At 72.8% G+C, this 20,485-nt stretch carries 15 protein-coding genes; 9 read left to right on the top strand and 6 right to left on the bottom strand.

Annotation, left to right across the window (positions count from 1 at the left end; all coding sequences use genetic code 11):
* Positions 1 to 80 precede the first annotated feature (80 nt).
* The 5 genes from AB0M36_RS29320 (at position 81) to AB0M36_RS29300 (ending at position 8,402) form a co-directional block, all read left to right on the top strand.
* The gene (locus tag AB0M36_RS29320; RefSeq protein WP_364163728.1) at positions 81 to 524 is read left to right on the top strand and encodes a DUF5990 family protein; all 444 of its coding nucleotides are present in this window, start codon (positions 81 to 83) and stop codon (positions 522 to 524) included.
* Positions 525 to 786: 262 nt separating this feature from the next.
* Positions 787 to 4,116: a DEAD/DEAH box helicase gene (locus tag AB0M36_RS29315; RefSeq protein WP_364163726.1), complete on the top strand. Its 3,330-nt coding sequence runs from the start codon at positions 787 to 789 to the stop codon at positions 4,114 to 4,116.
* Positions 4,109 to 4,861, top strand: coding sequence for a hypothetical protein (locus AB0M36_RS29310; protein WP_364163723.1), 753 nt, complete (start codon positions 4,109 to 4,111; stop codon positions 4,859 to 4,861). The genes AB0M36_RS29315 and AB0M36_RS29310 overlap by 8 nt, the downstream gene beginning before the upstream one ends.
* Before the next feature lie 185 nt (positions 4,862 to 5,046).
* Positions 5,047 to 6,771 carry a protein kinase gene (locus tag AB0M36_RS29305; RefSeq protein ID WP_364163720.1) on the top strand — a complete coding sequence of 575 codons (1,725 nt, stop codon included), beginning with the start codon at positions 5,047 to 5,049 and terminating at the stop codon, positions 6,769 to 6,771.
* A gap of 74 nt (positions 6,772 to 6,845) precedes the next feature.
* Positions 6,846 to 8,402: a nucleotidyl transferase AbiEii/AbiGii toxin family protein gene (locus AB0M36_RS29300; RefSeq protein ID WP_364163717.1), complete on the top strand. Its 1,557-nt coding sequence runs from the start codon at positions 6,846 to 6,848 to the stop codon at positions 8,400 to 8,402.
* Positions 8,403 to 8,448: 46 nt separating this feature from the next.
* Here AB0M36_RS29300 and AB0M36_RS29295 read toward each other — a convergent pair whose 3' ends face one another.
* Together AB0M36_RS29295 and AB0M36_RS29290 are read right to left on the bottom strand one after the other, a co-directional pair.
* Positions 8,449 to 10,812: a VIT domain-containing protein gene (locus tag AB0M36_RS29295; RefSeq protein WP_364163714.1), complete on the bottom strand. Its 2,364-nt coding sequence runs from the start codon at positions 10,810 to 10,812 to the stop codon at positions 8,449 to 8,451.
* Positions 10,809 to 11,420 (bottom strand): MerR family transcriptional regulator, encoded by a 612-nt coding sequence (locus AB0M36_RS29290; protein WP_364163712.1) that lies wholly within the window; start codon positions 11,418 to 11,420, stop codon positions 10,809 to 10,811. Before AB0M36_RS29290 ends, AB0M36_RS29295 begins: the two co-directional genes overlap by 4 nt.
* Before the next feature lie 64 nt (positions 11,421 to 11,484).
* On the opposite strand from AB0M36_RS29290, the gene AB0M36_RS29285 reads away from it, so the two are divergent.
* Positions 11,485 to 12,195, top strand: a complete 711-nt coding sequence (locus AB0M36_RS29285; protein ID WP_364163709.1) for a cyclase family protein — start codon at positions 11,485 to 11,487, stop codon at positions 12,193 to 12,195.
* Positions 12,196 to 12,204: 9 nt separating this feature from the next.
* Here the strand turns inward: AB0M36_RS29285 and AB0M36_RS29280 are convergent, their stop codons facing one another.
* The 4 genes from AB0M36_RS29280 to AB0M36_RS29265 form a co-directional block, all read right to left on the bottom strand.
* Positions 12,205 to 14,619 carry a peptidase M6 immune inhibitor A gene (locus tag AB0M36_RS29280; protein WP_364163706.1) on the bottom strand — a complete coding sequence of 805 codons (2,415 nt, stop codon included), beginning with the start codon at positions 14,617 to 14,619 and terminating at the stop codon, positions 12,205 to 12,207.
* A gap of 48 nt (positions 14,620 to 14,667) precedes the next feature.
* On the bottom strand, positions 14,668 to 14,934 hold the full coding sequence (locus tag AB0M36_RS29275; RefSeq protein ID WP_364163703.1) for a hypothetical protein: 267 nt from the start codon (positions 14,932 to 14,934) through the stop codon (positions 14,668 to 14,670).
* A gap of 249 nt (positions 14,935 to 15,183) precedes the next feature.
* A complete protein-coding gene (locus tag AB0M36_RS29270; protein ID WP_364163700.1) occupies positions 15,184 to 15,990 on the bottom strand; it encodes an ABC transporter permease in 807 nt (268 codons plus the stop codon).
* A complete protein-coding gene (locus tag AB0M36_RS29265; RefSeq protein ID WP_364163697.1) occupies positions 15,987 to 16,883 on the bottom strand; it encodes an ATP-binding cassette domain-containing protein in 897 nt (298 codons plus the stop codon). The genes AB0M36_RS29270 and AB0M36_RS29265 overlap by 4 nt, the downstream gene beginning before the upstream one ends.
* A 134-nt stretch (positions 16,884 to 17,017) precedes the next feature.
* On the opposite strand from AB0M36_RS29265, the gene AB0M36_RS29260 reads away from it, so the two are divergent.
* The 3 genes from AB0M36_RS29260 to AB0M36_RS29250 all read left to right on the top strand — a co-directional run bounded on the left by AB0M36_RS29260 (position 17,018) and on the right by AB0M36_RS29250 (position 20,450).
* Positions 17,018 to 18,280: a histidine kinase gene (locus AB0M36_RS29260; RefSeq protein ID WP_364163695.1), complete on the top strand. Its 1,263-nt coding sequence runs from the start codon at positions 17,018 to 17,020 to the stop codon at positions 18,278 to 18,280.
* Between the two features lie 734 nt (positions 18,281 to 19,014).
* Positions 19,015 to 19,719, top strand: a complete 705-nt coding sequence (locus AB0M36_RS29255; protein WP_364163693.1) for a response regulator transcription factor — start codon at positions 19,015 to 19,017, stop codon at positions 19,717 to 19,719.
* Positions 19,720 to 20,054: 335 nt separating this feature from the next.
* A complete protein-coding gene (locus tag AB0M36_RS29250) occupies positions 20,055 to 20,450 on the top strand; it encodes a hypothetical protein (RefSeq protein ID WP_364163691.1) in 396 nt (131 codons plus the stop codon).
* Positions 20,451 to 20,485 lie beyond the last annotated feature (35 nt).

Below are 20,485 nucleotides of genomic sequence, written 5' to 3'. Positions count from 1 at the left end.
GATCGGTCAACTGGTCGCCGTCACCGCAGGTCCGAGTGCCGCGCCGGAGAAATGTCGGAGGGGCGGCCTAGAGTTCAGGCGTGTTCATCCGGATCGAGGGCGACGACCTGCCGGGGCGGCGAGGCGGAGCCGAGGCCGACGCCCTGCGGCGCGGCAACGTGCACGTCGGCGTGCAGCGCAAGGCCGAGGTCGTCGACCGCTTCCCCGCCGATGCCACGGCGGCGCGGTGGGAGATCGAGGTGACCAGCCGCGAGGTCGACGGTCTGCTCGACGTCGGCGGTCCCTGGGTCCACGGTCGTCCCGGCGCCCGCTTCCTCTACCTCAGCTGGGGCACGGTCGACGGCGCGGCCTTCGCCATGTTCCGGCGGGCGAAGCTGATGTTCGGCGACGTCCCCACCACCATGCTGCGCGCCGCCCACGACGGCGGCGGGGTCCTCGTGGCGCGCCTCGGCCTGACCGCGCCCGACGGCGGCCCACGGTGCGCGCGCGTGCGGCCGCCCGACATCGGATGGCACCTGGAATGAGCATGGCACCGGGAATGAGCATGCCTGGAACGGGTGTGGCGCTTGGGGCGGGTGTGGCGCTTGGGGCGGGTGTGGCGCCTGGAGCTGGCGTGGCGCTTGGGGCCGGTGTGGCGCTTGGGGCCGGTGTGGCGCTTGGGGCCGGTGTGGCGCTTGGGGCCGGTGTGGCTTTTGCCGCTGGCGTGGCTCCTGGAGTGGGCGTGGCGCCTGGGACGACTGGGGTTTTCGGCGCGGGCGTGGCACCTGGAACGGTGAGGCACGTGGCATGACCGGTGTGGCGGTGTCGCACGGGTTCATCGCCCGCGACGGCGCTCTGGCCGTCTGGCTCGAGGGGGTCGGTCCCCAGGGCGGCCCGGCCGGGGTGCGGGAGCGAGGCGCGCACCCGTGTGCGTTCGCCGCCGCCGGTGAGCCGCGGCCGACCACCCTGCTGCTGCCTTCGACCTCCGCCGGGCCGTTGCCGTCGCCGCAGCTCGGGCTGGCGCCCCGGCGGGGGAGGCCACGGCTGCGGCCGTGGCGGGTGCCCGCGGTCGCCGTTCCGTTCGTGACCGCCGAACTCGCGGACGAGTGGGGCGCCCGGCCCGCGCCCTCGCTGACCTACCTCGCCGAGGTCTGCGCCTTCGCCGCCGACCTGGTCGCTCGCGGGCGCGTCCTGCCCGCCATGCGGTCCGCCGGTGAGCGGGTCCGGACCCTGTGGCGGCCCGTCCTGACCGGGCCGGATGCCGCGCGGCACGCCGAGCTGGTCCGGGTCATGCCCGCGGCCTGCCGCGCCGAACGCCTCAGTCCCGGTGACATCGCCGGCCTGCCGGCCGTCGACGCACTGCACGCCGCCCTGGAGCGCCTGGTGGACGGGCTGGTCCGAACCCGGCTGGCGGAAGGTCGCGTCCACCTGACCGGCGCGCCGTGGCTAGCCGCTCTCACCGCCGACGAGGACCCCACCGTCGAGGCCCGGCCCCGAGAGCTCGACCCCGTGGCCGATGCCCTGGACGAGTGGCACGCGGAAGCGAGCAGCGGCGCCGCCGTCCGGCTCGTCTTCCGACTCAGCCACCTCGCCGACGACCCCGAGCCCGACGAGCCCGACGCGACGACAGTCCACGACGCGACAACCCCGGCCGACGCGATGACTGTCCACGACACGACAACCCCGCCCGATGCGACGACCGTCCACAACACGACTTCCCCGCACGCGACGACCGCGCCAGGGGCGGTTACCGGGCCGGGGACATCGAGCGCTGCCGACGGGACGGGCGCGACCGGCGCGATGACGGTCCGCGACGCGTCGACCCCGCCCCGCGCGTCGACCCCGCCCCGCGCGTCGACGCAGGCCATCGCGGCGAGCTCGGCCATCGCGGCGAGCCCGGCCATCGCGGCGAGCCCGGCCGACGCGATGACCCCCGCCGACGCGGTGACCGTTCGTGGCGACGTCTCCGTTCGCGACGCTGCTGCGGATTCCGGCGGGAGCGGCGACTCGTGGCTGCTCGAGTTCCTGCTGCAACCGCTCGACGAGCCCAGCCTGCTCGTCCCCGCCGCCGACGTGTGGCGTGACGCCGTTGCCCCGTTGCGGCGGTGGACGCATCGGCCGCAGGAGCGGCTCATCGCCGGGCTCGGGCGGGCCGCGCGGTTGTTCGGCGAGCTCGACGTCGCGTTGCGGCTGGCCCGGCCGGCGGAGCTGGTTCTCGACACCGAGGGCGCGCATCGGTTCCTCGGTCACGCCGGGGTGCTCGAGCAGGCCGGGTTCGGGGTGCTGCTGCCCGCGTGGTGGCGTGAACCGCAACGCCTCGGGCTTGTGTGTGAGGTGCGCAGCCCGCAGGCCGCCGCGCCGGTGCTGCGGGATGAGGCCGCCGACCTCCGGGCGATCGTCGGGTACGACTGGGGGTTGTCGCTGGGCGGGCGGGTGCTGACCGACACCGAACTGTCCGAGCTGGCCCGAGTGAAGGTTCCCCTGGTCCGGATGCGGGGGCGCTGGGTCTACCTCGATCCCGAGCGGCTGCGTGCCGGGCTGGAGTTCCTGCGGCGCGGCGGGGGCACGATGACCGCCGGGGATGCCTTGCGGCTGGTGCGGTTGCTGCCGCCCGAGGAGGTGCCGCTGCCGGTGACCGAGGTGCGTGGCAGCGGATGGGTCGCCGATCTGCTGACCGGGCGGCTGGGCGAGCGGCTCGAGTTGCTCGATCCTCCGTCGGGGCTGGTGGGTGTGCTTCGGCCGTACCAGAGGAGGGGCTTTTCGTGGTTGGCCTTTCTTGACGGGTTGGGTCTCGGCGCCTGCCTTGCCGATGACATGGGTCTGGGCAAGACCGTGCAGTTGCTGGCGTTGCTGCTGCATCGCGCGGATGGGCCGACGCTTCTTATCTGTCCGCTGTCGGTGCTCGGGAACTGGCAGCGGGAGGCCGCCCGGTTCGCGCCGTCGCTGCGGATCCGGGTGTTGCACGGTGCCGACCGGCCGGATCCGGCGGGGCTGGCTCGCGGCGCGGATGTCGTGCTGACCACGTATGCGACCGCGACCCGCGACGCCGACGCTCTCGCCGCCGTGGCGTGGGATCGGGTCGTGCTGGACGAGGCGCAGCACATCAAGAACAGCGCGGGCGGTGCGGCGCGGGCGGTGCGGCGGTTCCCGGCCCGGCACCGCGTCGCCCTGAGCGGCACGCCGGTCGAGAACCGTCTCGCCGAGCTGTGGTCCATCCTCGACTTTCTCAACCCTGGCCTGCTGGGCAGCGCGCACACGTTCCGTAACCGCTATGCCGTGCCGATCGAACGGTACGCCGACGAGGACGCCGCCGCCCGGCTGCGCCACGCCACCCGGCCGTTCCTGCTGCGCCGGGTGAAGTCCGATCCGGCGATCGTCGGTGACCTGCCGCACAAGCACCATACGCGGCATCTGTGCGGCCTGACCGTCGAGCAGGCCACGCTGTATCGCGCGGTGCTCGACGACATGCTGCTGCGGATCAAGGAGGCCACCGAGACCCGCCGCAAGGGCTTCGTCCTGGCCGCGATGACGAAGCTCAAACAGGTCTGCAACCACCCCGCCCAGCTGCTGCGCGACGGTTCTCCGCTGCCGGGGCGCTCGGGCAAGCTGGAGCGGCTGGAGGAGATTCTCGACGCCGCGCTCGGCGAGGGGGAGAGCGTGCTGTGCTTCACCCAGTTCGCGCGGTTCGGCGCGATGTTGGTGCCGCATCTCGCCGCCCGTTTCGGGGTGCCGGTGCGTTATCTGCACGGGGGCACCCCGCGCGGGGCCCGCGACGAGATGGTGGCGGAGTTCCAGGCCGACCGCCGGCCCGGGATCTTCGTGCTGTCGTTGAAGGCGGGCGGCACCGGGCTCAACCTCACCGCCGCCAACCATGTCGTGCACGTGGACCGTTGGTGGAATCCGGCGACGGAGGCGCAGGCGACCGACCGCGCGTTCCGCATCGGCCAGCACCGCGACGTACGGGTGCACACCCTCGTCTGTCTCGGCACCCTGGAGGAACGCATCGACCGGCTCATCGCCGGCAAGGGTGTGCTCGCCGAGCGGGTGGTCGGCAACGGCGAGGGCTGGCTCACCACACTGTCCACCGACGAGCTGCGCGACCTGGCCCGGCTGGATCCGGAGGCCATCGGTGACTGACCGGTATTCCGCGCCGTTCGTCGCGATGTTCGAGGCGCTGCGGATGGCGCCGACCTTCGCCCGTGGCCGCCGCGACGCCCGCGCCGGGCACGTCCGGAGTCTGACCATCTCGAGCAGCCTGGTCGTCGCCCAGGTCCGGGGTCCCGAGGACACCCATGCGTTCCGCGCGCGCATCGCGGTTCGGGCCTTCGGCGCGTCGGAGTGGGCGCGCGTCGAGGGCGAACTGGCGGCCCAGGCCCGCTATGTCGCCGACCTGCTGGCGGGCCGCATGCCGGACGACATCGACGACGTCTTCGCCGCTGCCGGCCTGACGCTGTTGCCGCTGTCGCTGGACGAGGTCGCGATGGATTGCGGCTGCGAGCGCTGGCCGATGCCGTGCGTCCATCTCGCGGCGACCTGCTACGCCCTGGCCGCCTCGTTCGAGACCGACCCGTTCGGCGTCTTCGCCTGGCGGGGCCGGGGCCGCGACGAGCTCCTGATCCGGCTCAGCGACCTGCGCGGCACATCGGTGCACGAGGCGGACGCGGCCCCGGAGCCCCGCGAGCCCGCAACCGCGGGTCTCGGCGATCCGGCGGATTTCTGGGGTACGGGTACGCCCCCGGCGCCCGCACCGTCCCCAGCGGCCACCCGCGCCGACCTGCTGCTCGACCAGCTCGACCCGCCGGCGCTCAGCTACGGCGGGGTGCCACTCGCGGAGCTGCTGCGGCCGGCCTATCTCGCGCTGCCCCCGGACGAGCCGCTCTGACCCGACCCGCCGGATCGATGGACCTCTCGGGTAAGCCAGCGCGTCGGCGGACGGCGGGGAGGCCGGGTGATCCGCGGGTCGTCGCTTCGACGGCCGTCGAGATCGGCCGGCATCGGGGGGCCCGGCCGCGTACGTAGTATCGTCGCTGCGATGTTCAGTGATCCGGTCAGCGAGAGGATGGCCAGGTGAGGGGCCCGCTACGGCCGAATGATCCGCGCCGGCTCGGCGGTTACCGCCTGGAGAGCCGCCTCGGCCAGGGTGGCATGGGCACCGTCTACCTCGGCTACGGCCGCGACCGGCGGCCGGTGGCGATCAAGGTCATCAAACCCGAGTACGCGTACGAGGAGCAGTTCCGCGCCCGCTTCCGCAGCGAGGTCAACCGGGCCCGGCAGGTGCCGCCGTTCTGCACCGCCGAGGTCCTCGACGCGGACGCCGACCACGAGACCCCGTACCTGGTCGTCGAGTATGTCGACGGGCCGAGCCTGGCCGAGATCGTCGCCGAGCAGGGCCCGCTGACCAGCGGCAACCTCTACAGCGTCGCCGTCGGCGTGGCCACCGCGCTGGCCGCCATCCACGGCGCCGGCGTGATCCACCGCGACCTCAAGCCGCGCAACGTCCTGTTCTCCCTGGGCACGCCCAAGGTGATCGATTTCGGGATCGCCCGGGCCTTCGAGGCCACCAGCCAGCACACCGGCACCGATCAGATGGTCGGGACGGTCGCCTACATGGCACCCGAGCGTTTCGAGGCCGACGCCAGCCGCACCGTGGGTCCGGCCGCGGACGTGTTCGCGTGGGGTGTCGTCGTCGCGTACGCCGGCACCGGCCGTACCCCGTTCGGCGGTGACTCGGCGGCGGCGACGGCCGCGTCCATTCTCACGCAGCCGCCGGATCTCACCGGCCTTCCCGCACCGTTGCGTGACATCGTCGCGTCGACGCTGGAGAAGGATCCGGGCAGTCGGCCCTCCGCGTCGGACCTTCTCGACATGCTGCTCGCGGCCGGCGCTCAGGACCCGTCGGGGGAGGCCGGTCTGGCGGGCCCGCCGGAGTTGCGGCGCGTGGTGCGGGAGGTGCGGCGTTCGGGTCCGGGCGCCGGCCGGCGCCGACGTGGGGGACATCCGGAGACTCACGGCACCGGGGTGACCTCACGGCGCTGGAGGCGTGCGGCGCCGGCCCTGGCCGCGGCGGCCATCGTCGGCATCGCGGCCGCCGGCCTGCTGATGTTTCCACCGGCCCGGCAACTGGTGCTGGGCCAGGATTCGGACGCCGCTTCGCGAGGTGCGGTGGCCGCCCCGGCGGACCTGCCGGCGCCGAGCGGCGGCGCGGGATCGAATGTCAGCCCCTCCAGCGAGGGGAAGCCGGGCCGCGGCCGGGCCTCCGACCCTGCGGCACCCGCGGGTGAGGCGGGACGCGACCGGGACGCGCCGACCGCGACGGCCACCCCGGCCGTGTCTCCGCCGGTCCGGCTGTGCCGTAACTCGGACATCGCGCTGTCTATCTCGGCGCAGGGCGACAACCCGGGAGCGCCGGGCACCCAGAAGGCGATCGTCGCGGTAGCCAACAAATCGGCCACCGCCTGCCGCGTCGACGGCCGCGCCTTCATCACCCTCTACAACGCCGCCAACGAGCCGGTGGCGGTGCCGACCGAGGTTGTCGACGAGCCCGGCCCGGTCGTCGCCATGGTCATCCGGCCGGAGAGGACCGCCTTCCAGGGCATGAAGTGGCAGGCGTGCGACCGGGGTGACACGGATTGCCCGGTCGGCAACACGCTGGTCGGCAGCCTGTCCAGGTCGTCCGAGGGCGTGGCGGCCACGCTGGAGGGATTTCCCTCGCCGCTGCAGAGCAACATCACCATGCGGACGCTGCAGCTCGGCACCCTGCAGGGCAGCACCACCGGCGTCGTGTCGTGGTGAGCCGGGAACGGCCCCGGCCCGCCCCACACGCAAACCGGTCGTCGCGTGGCGGCCCCACGCGCTAGCCTCGCGCGGTGATCAACGGCACCTTCGAAACGCACCTCACGGGGTGGGACCACGACCGCGCGGCGTTGGCCGCGTTCGCGGCGGAACACGGCCTCGGGTACGTCTACATCGAGCTCGACCGGGGATTCACCCGGCACCAACCGATGCTGACCCTGCCCGGATCCGGCACCCTGGAGCAGCAGCACGCCATGGTCCGCGACTGGTGCGCCCGGTTGAAGAAGGCGGGAATTCGGCCGACCCGCACCAAGATCGAGGCCGCGCCGTGGTCCACCGGGGTGCCGGACACCGACCGCGCCGCCAGCGCCGAGCCCGACGGCCGTTACTTCGAGCATCACGTCAAGGTGCGGCTGCCGTCGGCGGCGGTGGCCGACCTGCTGGCGCTCACCGATCTGAGCGAGGCCCACGGCGCGCGCCTGTCGCGCAACGCCCGCCGGCGCGACACCGACGGCGGCGAAGAGCGGTTCGTCAACCAGCGCTGCCACAAGGTGGGACGGGCGACCGCGACCGAGCGACTGGACCGGCTCGTCGCCGCTCTGCGTACGGCCGGGCACGACGTCGCCTCCGTCGAGCAGGAGTACGTGGTCTACGACAGCAACCTCGACCTCGACCAGGGCTGGCTGAACGCGGCCCCGCCGCCGGAGCCGTGGGTGACGAAGTGGGAGCAGCGCAACCTTCCCGCGCCGGCCGCGTCGCGCGCCTATCCGGCCACCTACCAGCCGCTGCGGCGGGGGTGGGACGTGGCGCAACGGGCCGCTTTCGACCCGGCACTCAAGCAGCACGGCAACGCGTTCACCGCGGGAGAGCCGGTTTTCGCCGACCCGGAGCTCGGGCAACGGTGGAAGGATGCCCGACGGTCGGCGATGCGCCACCTGTTGACCGTGATCGCGGGCATCAAGTGGGCCAACCACCTGGTGCTGCGCGGCAGCAGCACCATGGCTTCCTGGGTGGGCACGGCGGCGCGGGAGCCCGGTGATCTCGACTTCGTGGTCGTCCCGCCGGCGATGACCAGCGGCAGCGCGGACGCCGAGGCGCTGCTGGCGGACCTCACCGCGGCGGTGGCCGCCACTCCCGGCGCCGGGCTGCGGCCGGAGCGGACGACGCAGTCGGCGATCTGGACGTACGAGCGGGCGGACGGCCGCCGCCTGGTCATCCCGTTCACCGGTCACAGTATTCCGGACGGCATCGTGCAACTGGACCTGGTGTTCGGCGAGTCGTTGCCGATCCCGCCGGAGCCGATCACGGTGCTCGGCGTGGACCTCCCTGGGGCGGCCACCGCCGAGTTGTCGCTGGCCTGGAAGCTGCTGTGGCTGGCCACCGACAGGTACCCCCAGGGCAAGGATCTCTACGACGCGGTGCTTCTCGCCGAGTACACCACTGTGGACCTGGGGCTGGTCCGCGAGTTGATGCGGCCGGAGTTGCGGGAGCTCGCCGACGAGTTCACGGCGGCGACGGTGCTGAGCTGGCGGGACGTGGACTGGGCCAACTTCGCCGCCGAGTATCCGGGCGTGGAGGGCACGGCGGAGCAATGGCTGCGGCGGTTGGCTCTCGCTCTGGACCGCTCGTAAGTCCGGCGCCGATTGCCGGGGCCGGCGTGGCCGGCCCCGGCATAGGTCAGCGCTTCCAGAACGCCTTGCGGTGCGCAGCCGCCGGGGCGAAGCCGTCCAGGACCTGTCGGGCATATGCCCAGTCCGCGGCCAGGTCTCCCGGAGTCCGTAGCCGCTCGACCAGCTCGCGCAGGGCGGCGACCTCCGGCCCGGTCAGGGCATCCAGCACCGCGGACAGCCGGGTCTCCAGGTCGGCCAGCAGGTCACGCCGCTCCGCCGCGGGTCGGTCGTCGGCGTCGCGCAGGCGTGCCGCCTCGACCGCGACGATGGCGGTGAGGCTGTCGAGCGTCACGCCGGGGCCGCCCCGCGCGGCCATCTTGCGGCCGCCGCCGCGCGCCATCACCGTTGACGGCAGGGCCGCGAACGGCTGTGGGCCGCGCGCCGACCGGGCCTGGACCGGCGCGAAGCCTGGCGCACCCGCAGGGGCCACGCTGGGCGCGGGCGGAGGGGGCATGCTGGGCGCGGGCGGAGGGGGCATGCTGGGCGCGGCGGCCGCTGCCGCGCCCACGGCGAGCGGGAACGGCTCGTCCAACTCCCACCCCGATGGTGATTCCACGGGCTGGGTGATCCGGCGCCGCTCAGCGCCCTCGTGGACCACGCGGCTGTCCACGGCGACGAACGCCGTGAACCGGCACAGCACCCCGTAGCGCAGCGAGGTCGCGACGATCTGCGACTCCAGGCCGTTCTCGCCGGCGACGTAGCGGTCCTCCAGGTCCCGCAGGTGGGTGCGAGCCCATTGCGCGGTGATGGCGGGCACGTCGCGGACCTCGGCCGGGACTTCGACGGCGAAGTCGCTGTCGTCGCGGGTGCGGCCGCGCACCGCGACCGAGGCCGGGGCGGTGCCGGTGTAGCGGCCGAACACGACCAGCGGCACCCCGGGGAAGAGGGACTGCGGCCGGGCCTGCTCCACGCCGGTGACTGTCACGTCGGTGACCAGCGGCGCACCGATCCGGCGGTGGATGCGTTCCATCGCCTCGTCCAGCCGGTCCTCGCTCTCCACCAGTTCGCAGCGCCCGGCGCCGAGGGTGGCGAGGCGGCCGAGGAAGCCCGCGTTCACCGCCCGGTCGATGCCGACGGTGTGCACGCGGGTGGTGCCGATGTGTGCGCTCACCTCGGCGAGGATCTGGTCCTCGTTGCCCACCTGGCCGTCGGTCACCAGCACCAGCACCCGATCGCGCCCGGCCGAAGGTTCGGCCAGCAGGGACAGGCCCTCACTCAGCGGCGCGAGGAGCTCCGTGCCGCCGCGGGCGTCGACGCGGGCCAGGTGCTCGACCGCGCGGAACCGGTGCCGGTCGGTCGCCTCCGACAGACCCTTGCCGAGGTCGTCCGGGCGGTCAACCTGGTGGTCGAAGGTCAGCACCGCGAACCGGTCGGCCGAGGTGAGCGTGTCGACCACCCGGGCGGCGGCGCGGCGGGCGGCGACCATCTTCCAGCCGCGCATGCTGCCCGAGCGGTCGAGCAGCAGGACGACGTCCTTGGCCCGCGGGGGCGTGTCACCGGCGGCCGGCGGCAGCACGACGAGCTGGTAGGTGCCGCCGGGCTCGTCGCCGGTCCGGTCCGGCACGAACACCGCCCCGGAGCCGTCGCCGGCGTACGGAAGTCGCAGGATGAAGTCGCGGTCCGCCCGCTCGCCGGCGGCGATCTCGATCCGGGTGCCGGCCGTGGTGACCGTGTGCAGGCTGGACCGGATCTCGCCCAGCGGCAGCCCGGCGGTGTCGATGTCGACGCCGACCGACAGCCGCAGCGGGTTGGGGAAGCCGGGCAGCAGCACCGGCGGAGTGATCCGGGAGGCGTCCGGGACCGCGTCGGTGTCGCGCGACTGACCGTCGCCGACCGGGGTGCCGGGCAGGGGGATCCCGGGCACGTAACGGGGCGCGACCACGAGCGGGAACCGGAACGTCGCCGCGCCGTCCTCCCAGGGCAGCGGGCCGACCAGGCGGAGCTCGACGACGACCCGCTCGCCGGGCAGGATGTTGCCCACCCGCATGGTGAAGACGTCGGGACGTTCCTCCTCGGCGATGGACGCCCGCTGACCGGCGTCGACGGCCCGGTCGTAGGCCTCGCGGGCCGCGCCGCGTTCCCGCAACTCGGCCTCGACCGTGCGCCCGTCCGCGGTCATCGTCATGCCGGTGACCGCGGCCCGGTCGGGCAGCGGGAAGACGTACGTGGCCTCCAGCGTGCTGTCGTAGGCGTTGACGAACTCGGTGGTGACCGTGGTGTGGGCGACGAGCCCGCTGATCCTCGCCTGGACGTCGAGTCGGTCCAGGGGAAGGTTGCCCCGGTCGGTGCGGAGCGCGCCGAGGCCCGCGTCGCTCAGGGCGCGGATGCGGCCGAGTTCCGCCGGCTGCATCGGTGAGACGGACAGGGTCATGAGGGGCTCCCATCGTCGGTGTGCTGCTCATCGGGCGTGCGCGTGGTGTGCGGGGCGGGGTGGGTGCGGGCGTCGAGCAGCCCGCGGGTGGCGAGCAGGTCCAGGAGGGGCGCGGCGGCGGCGGCGATGTCGGGGTGGTCGGCGGGCTGGGGGCGTACCGGAAGAATCAGGATGGCGCCGCCGCCCAGCGCGACGCCACCGACCTCGGCAGGGGCCGGGGCCGGGGGAGCCGGCGGGGTGGACCAGAACCGGGGCCGGGCCGGTTCGGGCGCTGGCGCGGTGACTGACGGCACGGTCGGCATCCGGGCCACCTCGGCGAGCTCGGCGTCGGTGGCGCCGGCGAGCTCGGCCTGGATGGCGGCCAGCGAGTGTCCCTGCGCCTGGCGGCGCTTGACCGCGACGAGTTGCAGGAGATGGCGCGGCCCGTAGAGGGCCGTGCGTCCCCGCATGCCGGACGGGCGGTCGACCAGGCCGGTCGTCGTGTACCACCGGATGGCGCGCCGGTCGGGCACATCGCGGACGCGCCCGTTGGGGGCGCCCGGATATTCCGCCGCGAGGGCGCGGCGTACCTGATCAACGAGCTCGTCCATCGTCCACACGCCGACCATCGTGACACTGTCAATGTGACAGTGTCAATGTGCGGCGCGGGTTCGGGAGCGGCAGACTGGCGGGATGCGGCTCGATCTGGTCAACCTGTCGCACGTCGCCGATCCCGCGACGACCTGCGTCTATCCCGGCGACCCCACCTTCGCCGTGGAGGCCGTCGCGACGCTCGCGGAGGACGGTTTCCGCCTGAACTACGTGCGGCAGGGCGAGCACACCGGCACCCACTGGAGCGCGCCCGGGCACTTCACCGACGGCGGCGCGCTCGCCGACGACCTCGACGTGCAGGATCTCTTCCGGCCAGCGGTCAAGATCGACGTACGGGAGCGGTGCGCGAACGACCCCGACTACACGCTGACGCGTGCGGACCTGCTCGCCTGGGAACGCGACCACGGCCCGATCCCGCCCGAGTCGATCGTCGTCCTCTGGACCGGCTGGGACGCCAAGTGGGGGCGCGACGCCTACTACGGTTACGACCGCGCCGGCGTCATGCACCAGCCCGGCTTCGAGGTGGACGCGATCCAGTGGCTGATCGACACCGGACGCCTCGGCGGGCGCGGCGGCACCGGGACCGACACCTTCGGACCCGACCCGGGTGCCGATCCGACCTACGCGGTCTCCAAACTGGTCCACCGGGAGCACCGGATCAGCGTCGAGGTGCTCGCCAACCTGGCCGCCCTGCCCGAGACCGGGGCGTCGCTGTGGTGCGGCGGCCAGATCGTCAAGGGCGGCACGGGCTCCCCGGCGCTGGTCTACGGCGTGCTGCCGCCGACGCCCTGACGGGGGCTGCTACGGCGCTCCGCCGGGTTGCCGAACCCCATTCACCGTCAATGTGTACGGCGCATACTGCGTGAGCTCCCCGCTGGGCTCGTCGTAAGCCACCACCGCGACCACCTTCGGGTACGGCCGCAGCGCCGCGAACTGGCTCACCGGCACCTGCCGCGCCCGCCGCCCGGCCTCGTCGAGGCCGACCAGCCGCACGTTCCACGCGTGCACCGCCACCGGCGCGATCTGCGACGGCGACCGGAATTCCCGCAGGCTCGAGCCGTCGCTGATCGTCTGCGTCCCCACCGCCACGTCGTCGACATACCAACCGCCCTGGTTCACCGCGCCGTCGCTGACGTAGCGGAAGCCGAGCAGGACGCTCTTGCCCGCGAACGCGGAAAGGTCGTAACGATGCGGCACGAAGCCATCGGTGTCACCGGTGACGCCGGGGCCCAGCGGGCCGGAGACCGTCCGGTCGCCGGCGAGCGCGTGGTAGGTGCGACCACCGTCGGTCGAGACCGTCACGTACCCGTAGTCGTAACCCTCCTCGGCGCCGTACCGGGCGCGCAATGTCAGCGCCGGCTCACCGTCGGGCACCCGCACCGTGACGATCGCGGCGGCGTCGGTGTTGCTGGCGTCGCCGGAGAACAGGGCACCGTCGCGGACCTGCCAGGTCAGGGACAGCGGCGGCAGCGTGCGCGCGCCATGGAACCGCACCGATCGCAGCGCCCTCCCCGTCAGCGACCGGCCGGCGGCATCGCGCAACCGCACATAGTCGGCGCCGTTCGGAGCGGCCCCCGGACGGTCGTAGGACGCGGGATTGGCCAGGTTGACCGTCGAACGCAGGCTGGGCACGCTGACCCGCTCCCGGGGCACGCCGATCATGGTGCCCTCGCCGACGACCTTGTCGACCAGGGTCATCGTCTGAAAGTCGTGCAGGACGCCGTAGAGGCGCGCGTCCGGACCGATCGCGCTCTGCACCGCGGCCAACCCCTGGTGGGTGCCGTCGCGGTGCAGCCGGGACAGCACCTCGGCGCCGAACCGGTCACGCAGATACAACATGAACTGGTAGGCGTTGCCGTAGTCGGCCAGGACCTCCGCGGGCTTGCCCTCGTCCCACAGGTTCAGCGAATTCTGCGCGCCGCCGCAGTCGCGCGGATTGGCGTTGAAGGTGGTCCGGACGACGGCGAAGCCCTGGAAACACACCAGATGGGTGTCCGCGCCGGGGTGGTGCACGGTGGCGTTGCCGTCCGCGTACCCGACCAGGCTCTGGGCATAGTCGGACAGGCCCTCGTTCACCCAGAGGTCCTCGCCCGGGTCGGTGTAGTGCTGCAGCAGGTGCTGCCACTCGTGCGCGAAGGTGCCCTCGTACATCCGGGGGCGGGCCGGGCGGCTGGTGCACAGGTCGTCGGTCGGCTCGTTCAGCGGGGCGGGGCCGGTGCGGTGCTTCCAGTCGTACACATCGATCGTCATGACATTGCGGTCGACGAGATCGTTGAGCTGCGAGGAGAAGAAACCCGCGATATAGGTCTCCGCGGCGGGGAAGTCGAAGTAGTTGTCGTCGCGGATGTTGTCGACCAGTGTCACCGTTCGGTCGCCGGCGCCGGTGAAGTCGCCGGAGAGCTGGGGAGCGGTGCCGTCGCGATTCGGCGGGGTGCTGAAGGCCGCGGTCTCGCGCGGGTAGATCGTCTGGTCGAACTCGCGGACCAGGTCGGCTACCTGGGCGTCGGTCACGTCGGTGGAGTTCGTCGGGCGGCAGTCGCCCGCCGGGAAGGCGATGTCGTCGGCTACCCAGACCTCGATGTGCTCGCCGATGGCGCGCAGCTTGAAGTTCTTGCGGTAGTACTTGCCGGCTAGGTCGTCGAGGGCGGGCCACTCGCGGACGGTGCCGGTCGTCGGGGTGGGCCCGGGGGCGCGCCGGGCGAAGCCGGGTTGGCGTGTGTCGAGGCCCGTGGTGGAGAACGTCTTGCGGGACGGCTCCCGGACGTCATCGCTCAGATTCTCCGTGCCGGGGGCGGTGGCCGTGGCGGGTGCCGTGCCCGGGCCGGCGACCGTCCCGAGTGCAGTGACGGTGCCGGGGTCGGGTGTCGTGCCCGGGCCGGCGACCGTCCCGAGTGCAGTGACGGTGACGGTGCCGGGGTCGGGTGTCGTGGCCGTGCCGGGTGCGGTGGCCGTGCCGGGTGCCGTGGCCGTGGCGGGTGCCGTGCCAGGGCCGGTGGCCGTGGCGGGTGTCGTGGCCGTGCCGGGTGCGGTGGCGGCGCCGGGTGCCGTGGCCGTGGCGGGCGTCGTGGCCGTGCCGGGGGCGGTGGCCGTGCCGGGTGCAGCGGTCGTGGCGATCGCTGTGCCCGGCGCTGCGGCTGCGGTGACCGGCGAGCCGGCCGGGAGCAACAAGGTGGTGGGCAGGAGGACGGCGGCGGAGAAGCGGAGTGAGGCGCGCACAGCCCAGGACGCTACCGCCACGTTGCGGACAAAAGGGGTAAGACGCGGCTACTCGAAGAGGGAGTGATGCCGGCCGCCCTCCGCCCTCGCCCGTGCCCGCCGTCGCAGCTGCACCACGACGGCGTCACCGGCGGCGACCACCGCCCACCCGGCCAGCAGCCAACCGGGCACCGGCCATCCGCGCCGGAACAGCACGACGGCTAGGACCGTGCACACGACGACGCCGAACAGGGCCAGGACGAGCCGCAGATTAAGCGCACTGAAGGGCTTGTCGACGGTTCCCCGCCGGCCGGGAGGCTGCGCACCGATCGGCATCTCATCAGCCTAAGCCCGCCGCCCCGCCCCGGCGAGAGCGAGCCGCCGGAGACGGCCCGCCGCTCCGGCCGCGGGACCCCACGCCGGCTGCTCTCGCTGTGGGGGCCCACGCCGGTTGCTCTCGCTGTGGGGGCCCACGCCGGCCGCTCTCACTGTGGGCCCCAGACCCGCCGCTCTCGCCTTTGGGGCCCGGCCGCTCGTGTCGCGGGGCCCTCACACCCGCCGCTCGCGTCGCGGATCCCGCTCGCGTTAGGAGATCTCCCGGCGCAGCATCCGAACCGTGCCGAGCACCAGTGGCAACCCGACCCAGACCGCACACGCCACACCCAGCCGCCCCCACTGACCGCCGCTCATCGTCGCCGCGCTCAGCGGCATCGACGTGACGTTGATGTCGAGCCACTCGGCCGCCCGCCCCAGCCACTTGACCATCGCGCCGAGCACCGTCCACGCCGTCGGGAGCGCGAAGTACAGCACGATGGCCACCGGTGAATTCATCAGCAGCGCCCCGAAGGCCGAACCCATGAGCACGAAGATGACCTGGTTGAGCAGCAGCCGGCCGATCTGACCCGCGGTGATCTCCCAACTGCCGTCACCGCCGGTGCCGATCGCGACCAGGTTCGCCGCCGCCGACAGTGCGGCCGCCGCGGCCGTCGACGCGAGCGCGATGAGCACCGCCGCGGCCAGCTTCGCCACGATGATCCGCCCCCGGGCCGGCGTCAGGGTCAACGTGCCGAGCGCCGTCCGCTGCGACCACTCGCTCGTCATGGAGAGGATGCCGAGCACGGGCAGGAGCACGCTCGACGGAAGCAGGCCGAACGCGAACAGCGCGCGAAACGTCTGCTCCCCGTCCGGCGACGCGGAGATCATGATTATCGCCGTCCCGGCCGCGGCCAGGCCGATCGCGATCAACAACCACAAACCCGATCGGGTGTCGGCCAGCTTGCGCAGCTCCACCCGGGTGAGTCGGGCCAGGGAGACCCCTTTTTCGGTACGGCTACCGGGCGAGCCAGACGCAACACCGGGCGCCGAGGTCGGCGCGTTCTGGACGGCGGTCATCGCATGGCCTCCTGGGGCTCACCGGCGGTCAACGTCAGGAACAGGTTTTCGAGCCCACTGCCACCGGCCGGACGCAGCTCGAGCAGCGCCACCCCCGCATCGGCGGCAAGGCGCCCGATGGTCTCGGCGTCCGCCTGCACCACGACGCCCCCGTCGGCCGCCGTAGTGCAGATAAGCCCGGCCCGCCGCAACGCCAACTCCAACGCGTCCACGTCGAGCGCCCGCACCACTGTGCCGGACGCGTCGAGCAACTCGGCCTTGTCGCCCTGGGCCACGATCCGGCCGCCGCCGATGACGACGAGCCGGTCCGCCACCGCCTCCACCTCCCGCAGCAGGTGTGAGGAGAGCAGCACGGTGCCGCCCCGGTCGGCGAAGTCGCGCAGCAACCCGCGCATCCAGAAGATGCCCTCCGGGTCGAGCCCGTTCGCCGGCTCGTCGAGGATGAGGATGCCCGGGTCGCCGAGCAGGGCGTAGGCGAGGCCGAGCCGCTGGCGCATCCCCAGCGAATAGGCCTTGACCCGGCGCTTGGCGGCGACGCGGTTGAGGCCCACGCGTGCCAGGCTCTCGTCGACCCTCCGCGTGTCGACGCCCATGGTCAGCGCGGCCAGGGTCAGCACCTCGCGCCCGGTGCGCCCGGCGTGCTGCGCGGAGGCGTCCAACAGCACGCCGACGCGCCGCCCCGGGTTGCCCAGTCGCCGGTACGGGACGCCGTCCACGGTCGCGGTGCCAGACGTGGGCGGGGTGAGCCCGCAGATCATCCGCATGGTGGTGCTCTTGCCTGCCCCGTTCGGCCCGAGGAAGCCGGTCACCGTGCCGGGCGTGCAGGTGAACGACACGTCGTCGACGGCCGGGTGGGGTCCGTAGCGTTTGCTCAGGTTCTGGACCGTGATCATGCGTCATAGCGTGTCGAAGTCGGGCCGCTGTCCACGACGGCCAAAGGTCGTCTTCAAGGGCGAACCTTGGTCTAGCGCACGGTTCGACTTTGGTCGGTATCGCGCCCGGAAACGGCGCCCGTACGATGGCCGCCATGGGAGAGCTCGCGCCGGTCAGCCCGCACGGGCAGCCGGAATACAGGTGGCTGCTCCCGGCCGTGCTGCGCGACGAGGCGGACGCGCCGCCCAGCCCGCGCACGATGCGCGACTGGCTCATCGACATCCTCTGCTTCGTGCTGAGCATCGGCTGGACCCTGCTGGTGACGGTCGACCTGCTGAGGCCGACCCCGGTGGTGATCCTGGAGTTCGGCTACACGCCGGACTGGATGGTCTGGAGCGACCTCCCCGTCGGTGTCGCCTTCTCCGTCGCGCTGTGGTGGCGCCGTCGCTGGCCGGTGCACCTCGCGGTCGCGGCGATGGTCTGCGCCACGGCATCGATCACCATCACCATCGCCGCCCTGGTGGCCATGTTCTCCGTGGCGGTGCACCGCCGCTTCGCCGTGACGGCCGTGGTGACGGTGGGCGCGATGCTCAGCAACACGGCGTTCTGCGTGATGCGGCCCGAGGAAAACAACCCCGTTCTGGAGTCGCTGCTCTGGAGCCTCGCCGTCCTGAGCATCGTGCAGCTCTGGGGCATGATCGTGCGAGCGCGCCGCGAGCTCGTGGTGTCGCTGCGCGACCGCGCCGAACGGGCCGAGTCCGAGCAGCAGCTGCGGGTCGCCCAGGCCCGAGCCCTCGAACGCACCCGCATCGCGCGCGAGATGCACGACGTCCTCGCCCACCGCATCTCGTTGCTCAGCCTGCACGCCGGCGCGCTGGAGATTCGACCCGACTCGGCCCCCGCCGAGGTCGCGAACGCCGCCGGGGTCATCCGCGCCAGCGCCCACCAGGCCCTGCAGGACCTGCGTGAGGTCATCGGCGTGCTGCGCGAACCGGTCGGCGAGTCCCCGCCGGAACGTCCCCAGCCGACCCTGGTCGAGCTGCCCGCCCTCGCCGCCGAGTCCCGAGCCGCCGGAATGAAGGTGACTCTGGCCCTGACCGTCGACCCGTCCCAAGAGATGCCGTCCGGCATCGGACGCGCGGCATACCGGATCGCGCAGGAGGGCCTGACGAATGCCCGCAAGCACGCGCCCGGCACCGCGGTGGAGGTAACCGTCGACGGCGCGGCCGGCCGGGGCCTCTCCATCGACATCCGCAACCCGGCCCCGCTCAGCCGCCCGGCAACGGTCATCCCGGGCGCCGGCACCGGCCTGATCGGCCTCACCGAGCGCGCCACCCTCGCAGGCGGCCGACTGACCCACGGCCGCGGCCCGCGAGGCGACTTCGTGCTGGCGGCCTGGCTCCCATGGCCGGAATGAAAACCGTGCGCCCGGAGCCAGCCGATCCGTTGACGTCCGTGCGCCCCGAGCCAGCCGATCCGTTGACGTCCGTGCGCCCCGAGCCAGCCGATCCGTTGACGTCCGCGCGCCCGAAGCCAGCCGGTCCGGTGACGTCCGTGGGTCCAGGGCCCGCGGCCGGGTCCCATCCACCTGCGCGGCCAGGCCGGCAGCCTGCCCCACGGTCGCGGCTCGCGGCGCGTTTTCGTGCAGGCGGCCTGGCTGCCGTGGCCGGGATGAGGGTCGCGTGCCCGGAGCCAGCCAGCGCCGGTGACCTCCGCGGGTCTGGGGCCCGCAGCCGGGTCCTACATATCTGCGCGCATATCTGCGCGGCCAGGCCGGAAGGGCTGGGCCCACCTGGCGACCGGTGCTGCGATGCCAAGCGCGGGCGGCGACGGCGCGAGGTCCGGCAGGTGCCCTCCGATGCCGGGGGCGACGCTGCGATGCCGGGGGGCGACGCTGCGATGCCGGGGGGCGACGCTGCGATGCCGGGGGGCGACGCTGCAATGCCGGCAGAGGCCATTGCAATGGTAGAGGCGTTGCAATGACCGGTAGAGGCGTTGCGAGGTCGGGCGAGGGCGCTGTGATGTGGGGCGAGGGTGGTGTGGTGTCGGGCGAGGGCGCTGCGATGCCGGCCATGGATGGTGCGAGGATGAGCGCGGCTGGCGATCGGCCTGACCGCGGATCTGGTCTCAGAGACGGGGGAGGCTGTCGCAATGCCGGATTGGGATGGTGAAACGCCCGCCGTGGGCAACGGCTCGCCTTCCGCGCCGATTCGGGTCCTGATCGTCGACGACGACGCCCTGGTCCGTGCCGGCCTCACCATGATTCTGTCGGGTGCCGACGACGTGCGGGTCGTCGCCGAGGCGGCGGACGGTGCGCAGGTGCCGCAGGCCGTCGCGGAACACAGCCCGGACGTGGTGCTGATGGACATCCGCATGCCCCGTGTCGACGGGCTGGCAGCGACCGAGGCCCTCCGCTCGCTTCCCGGGGCGCCTGAGGTGATCGTGCTGACCACGTTCGACGCCGACGAGGACGTGCTGCGCGCCCTGCGCGCCGGGGCTAGCGGTTTCCTGCTGAAGGACACCCCGCCGATCGACATTCTCCAAGCGGTCCGCCGGGTGGCCGGCGGCGAGGCCACACTCTCCCCAACGGTGACCCGCCAGCTGATCGCCCACGTGGCCGCCCCGAACGGCAACGCCGGCCAACACCGCGCCCGCCGCCTGCTGGAGACCCTGACCGAACGCGAACGCGACGTAGCGCTGGCCGTCGGGCAGGGCAGAACGAACGCCGAGATCTCGGCCGAGCTGTTCATGAGCGTTGCGACCGTGAAGGCCCACGTGTCACGCCTGCTAACCAAGCTCGACCTGGACAACCGTGTCCAGATCGCCCTTCTCGTCCACGACGCCGGCCTAGCGTAGCCGCCACTGTCGGCCGCTGGCTGGCTGGCACTGTCGGCCGCTGGCTGGCGCCACTGTCGGCCGCTGGCTGGCTGGCTGGCACTGTCGGCCGCTGGCTGGCGCCACTGTCGGCCGCAGGCTGGCTGCTACCGCCGGCCGGCCTGGGTTGGTACCGAGCTTGCCGGCAACTTCCGGCTTCGATCCAGCGTCGCTGCTGGATCAGCCCTGTGCGCCGCCAAGGGTGACGACGGCGGCTATCGGCGGGCCGGCCTGGTGCGGGCAGAGACAGGCCGAGCGCGCGTCTTTTGCGGCAATGAGCGCGCCACCTTGGCAAGTGGCTTGCCATGATTGCATACGTGATTGTCGAAGTGGAGAAGATCGCCAAGTTCCCTTCGAGTCCTCTCCTGGCCCAGATCCGGACTCCCTTCGGCCATACCGCAGTTCGCTGGTGCGGAGCTCCAGACATCCCATCCGGGCAGTACCCCGTGGAATGGACGATCGACGAAGAGATCGTATGGGGACAGAATGCCCGCCCAGCTGGCGAGGCTTCACCGACTCTCCAGCAAGAAGGTCACCGCGTCATCGTCCGGGGCCGGCTCAAGCTCACCATTGATGGCGCAGCGATTCTCGACTTGGGCGGCGATCAGATCCTGCTGGACGTGGTCGGATCCATCCCGACCGCGACCGACGGATCCTGGGTGAACCTCTACCTCCAGCGGGAGAAGGTCGCCCTCCACCCGTACGAGCTTTGATGACTGGCGCGGATCGTGGCAGTAGAGCGCATCTG

Source organism: Actinoplanes sp. NPDC051346 (genome assembly GCF_040682215.1).
Classification (GTDB): domain Bacteria; phylum Actinomycetota; class Actinomycetes; order Mycobacteriales; family Micromonosporaceae; genus Actinoplanes.
This window is presented reverse-complemented; position numbering and strand designations above follow the sequence as displayed.

Excerpts from the sequence above, each read along its gene's own strand:
- AB0M36_RS29265 (WP_364163697.1), bottom strand. The coding sequence starts at position 16,883 with ATGATCACGGTCCAGAACCTGAGCAAACGCTACGGACCCCACCCGGCC.
- AB0M36_RS29275 (WP_364163703.1), bottom strand. The coding sequence starts at position 14,934 with ATGCCGATCGGTGCGCAGCCTCCCGGCCGGCGGGGAACCGTCGACAAG.
- AB0M36_RS29285 (WP_364163709.1), top strand. The coding sequence starts at position 11,485 with ATGCGGCTCGATCTGGTCAACCTGTCGCACGTCGCCGATCCCGCGACG.
- AB0M36_RS29290 (WP_364163712.1), bottom strand. The coding sequence starts at position 11,420 with ATGGTCGGCGTGTGGACGATGGACGAGCTCGTTGATCAGGTACGCCGC.
- AB0M36_RS29260 (WP_364163695.1), top strand. The coding sequence starts at position 17,018 with ATGGGAGAGCTCGCGCCGGTCAGCCCGCACGGGCAGCCGGAATACAGG.
- AB0M36_RS29255 (WP_364163693.1), top strand. The coding sequence starts at position 19,015 with ATGCCGGATTGGGATGGTGAAACGCCCGCCGTGGGCAACGGCTCGCCT.
- AB0M36_RS29295 (WP_364163714.1), bottom strand. The coding sequence starts at position 10,812 with ATGACCCTGTCCGTCTCACCGATGCAGCCGGCGGAACTCGGCCGCATC.
- AB0M36_RS29315 (WP_364163726.1), top strand. The coding sequence starts at position 787 with ATGACCGGTGTGGCGGTGTCGCACGGGTTCATCGCCCGCGACGGCGCT.
- AB0M36_RS29270 (WP_364163700.1), bottom strand. The coding sequence starts at position 15,990 with ATGACCGCCGTCCAGAACGCGCCGACCTCGGCGCCCGGTGTTGCGTCT.